At 64.3% G+C, this 2,485-nt stretch carries 5 protein-coding genes and 1 pseudogene; all 6 read right to left on the bottom strand.

Going from position 1 to position 2,485, the window contains the following annotated elements; translation table 11 throughout:
• Positions 1–109, bottom strand: a pseudogene (locus WBA11_RS06350) (NAD-dependent isocitrate dehydrogenase); the annotation flags it as partial.
• 42 nt (positions 110–151) lie between these two features.
• Complete coding sequence (locus WBA11_RS06345) at positions 152–316, bottom strand: hypothetical protein (protein ID WP_424519864.1); 165 nt, start codon at positions 314–316, stop codon at positions 152–154.
• Between the two features lie 63 nt (positions 317–379).
• Positions 380–829 (bottom strand): ExbD/TolR family protein, encoded by a 450-nt coding sequence (locus tag WBA11_RS06340; protein WP_424519863.1) that lies wholly within the window; start codon positions 827–829, stop codon positions 380–382.
• A 27-nt stretch (positions 830–856) separates the two neighbouring features.
• A complete protein-coding gene (locus WBA11_RS06335) occupies positions 857–1,411 on the bottom strand; it encodes an ExbD/TolR family protein (protein ID WP_424519862.1) in 555 nt (184 codons plus the stop codon).
• A gap of 50 nt (positions 1,412–1,461) precedes the next feature.
• Positions 1,462–1,728: a hypothetical protein gene (locus WBA11_RS06330; RefSeq protein ID WP_424519861.1), complete on the bottom strand. Its 267-nt coding sequence runs from the start codon at positions 1,726–1,728 to the stop codon at positions 1,462–1,464.
• A gap of 83 nt (positions 1,729–1,811) precedes the next feature.
• The coding region (locus WBA11_RS06325; protein WP_424519860.1) for a MotA/TolQ/ExbB proton channel family protein at positions 1,812–2,485 on the bottom strand (674 nt) is incomplete at its 5' end.

The raw sequence follows: 2,485 nt of genomic DNA, 5'->3' as shown, positions 1-2,485 counted from the left end.
CGTCCCAGTTGAACGAGACCCCGGTCGCCTCGACGACGCGGACGGCGGCCGCGACCACTTCGGGGCCGATGCCGTCGCCCGGACTGAGAGTCGCGTGGTAGGTCCTCAGTAGTGGAGGAGAGTGCTCAAAGCTAGACGGCGAGGGCAGCCGCTAGCCGTGGAGTCCGAACGAAACGGCGTCCTCGAGGGCGAACCCGACCTCGAGGACGAACCCGACCTTGATGGGTCGGGCCGAAATTTCGACCTCGATGTATCCCCCGTTTAGCGGACTGAGCTCGGCCTCGAGGCCGTCGAGGTTGAACACAGAGGTGAACACATAAAAACCGGGGCGCCCCTCTCGAAGCGCCCCGGTCGTCTTGTGCCGAACAGCGGCGGGCCGCTACTGGGCCTCGCGGGCCGTCGAGTAATTGACACGCAGGGCCTCGGCCTCGCGCAACTCCTGCTGGACGTCGTAGAGCATTCCAGTCTCGACCTCACGGTCGACGCGCATCGAGACGATGGTCCGGGGCTCCTCACGGAGACGGCGGTACATCACCTGACGGACGTCGGGGAGATCACGCACGATGGCGTCGTCGATCTGGACGGCTGGCTCGCCGACCCCGCTCTCGAGCTTTTCAGGACCGAGGTAGAGGTACTGGATCAGCCGCTTCTGGTCGATCTTTTCCACGGCCTCAGCCTGTGGAATCGACACGTTGACCAAGAGCTCGGTCTCCCGAAGCACAGTGGTCACCATAAAGAAGATCAGCAGCATGAAGATGATGTCCGGCATCGATGCCGTCGGGATCTCCTGCTTCGTGCCGGCGCTCTTCTTTTTAAATGAGGCGGACATAGGGTTCTGGTTTGGAGGGAGGCCGGGTTACTCCTGGTCGGGCTCAGCCAGCGACAGCTTCAACGGGTACTGGTCAGCGATCGCGTCCTCGTCGTCCTCGCCGAGCCGAGCCTTATAGGTCCCGTAGTCGGTCCCGAACTGGGACCGCGCGGCCTCGTTGCGGACCTCGTTGTAGGCGGACTTGAGCTCGTCCAGGACCTCGATGTACGTCTCGTACGGCAAGCCGCGGCGCGTCTTGAACGACACGACGGCCTTGTCCGGGCTGATCGACAGGTTCGCCTCGCGACCGTTGTTGGTGATGTGGCGTTTCACGAGGCCCCGGATCGCTCCGATGTTCGTGATCTCGTTGTCGATGAGCACGCGGCCGTCCTCGGCGACGAGCACGTTGAGCAGGTTCCGCTGGTTGATGTCCGGCGGCTCGACGTTCTCGTCCAGCTTCGGCGGAAGCTGCATGTAAATGCCCTTGTCCGCGTCGATCGTCGTGGTGACGAGGAAGAAGATCAGGAGCAGGAACGCGATGTCAGCCATCGAGGCCGAGGGGATCTCGGCGTCGCGCTTCTTGCGTGGCTTGAGGAGCGGCATGGTCGTGGAGGGTCCGGGACGGAGACGGTTCGTGCTGAGCCGTGGTCAGGCTAGCTGAACAGGCTCTTGGCGCCAGAAATGAGGAGGGCCAGGAAGCCCGAGAGCGCGGTGAACATCGCCGTGGCGACGGCTGCGCCCGTGGCAGTGCCGTCGACCAAGTACGCGATCACGAAAATGAGGAGTGGGAGCGCGAACGCAGCCAGTCCCAGCTTGCTGCCCGAGAGGGCGTTGCCAGCGTTCTTGAGCCCGAACCCGACCATCATCAGGAGCGAGACTCCGATCAAGACGAGGCAGAGCCAGATGAATGCGGTAACCATCAAAGAGGGGGAAATTGTTGGACCGTCCTCGAGGACGGCGCACCGGGTAGCCCGGTCGACACAGGGCCGACCGGGCGAGGTCGCTACGGGATGTCAGTGACGGGATCGTCGCCGGTGCCGATCTGCGGGCTCGAGGGCGGGAGCGTCGTCCGGGCGGAGCGGCCCGAGAGCGCCGGGCGCCCGACGGACATCATGGCGAGCGAGTCGATGAGCTCGACCGACGCCTCCTCCATGTCGGCCGTGATCCGGTCGATCTTGGAGACGCAGTAGTTGTAGAACACCTGCAGGATGATGGCCGAGATCAGACCGAAGACGGTCGTCAGCAAGGCCACCTTGATACCACCGGCGACGAGCGACGGCGATATGTCGCCGGCGGCCTCGATGGCGTCGAACGCCTCGACCATGCCGACGACCGTTCCGAGGAAGCCGAACATCGGCGCGAGCGAGATGCCGAGCGAGAGCCAGACGAGACCGCGCTCGAGGAAGCTCATCTCGATGGAGCCGTAGGAAACGACGGCCTTCTCGACGGCGGCCATGCCTTCGTCGAAGCGAGTGAGACCGGCCTGGACGACAGAAGCCACGGGGCCGCGCGTGTTGGCGCAGACGTCCTCGGCAGCGGAGACACCGCCGTTGTCGAGCGCCTCCTTGACGCGGGCCATGAACTTGGGCGCGTTGATGTCGGCCCGGTTGAGCGACAGGATGCGCTCGAAGGCGATGGCGAGTCCGATGATCAGGGTGATCAAGACCGGCCACATGT

The sequence above is a fragment of the Rubrivirga sp. genome, assembly GCF_049648075.1.
GTDB lineage: Bacteria > Bacteroidota > Rhodothermia > Rhodothermales > Rubricoccaceae > Rubrivirga.
This window is presented reverse-complemented; position numbering and strand designations above follow the sequence as displayed.

Excerpts from the sequence above, each read along its gene's own strand:
- WBA11_RS06340 (WP_424519863.1), bottom strand. The coding sequence starts at position 829 with ATGTCCGCCTCATTTAAAAAGAAGAGCGCCGGCACGAAGCAGGAGATC.
- WBA11_RS06335 (WP_424519862.1), bottom strand. The coding sequence starts at position 1,411 with ATGCCGCTCCTCAAGCCACGCAAGAAGCGCGACGCCGAGATCCCCTCG.
- WBA11_RS06330 (WP_424519861.1), bottom strand. The coding sequence starts at position 1,728 with ATGGTTACCGCATTCATCTGGCTCTGCCTCGTCTTGATCGGAGTCTCG.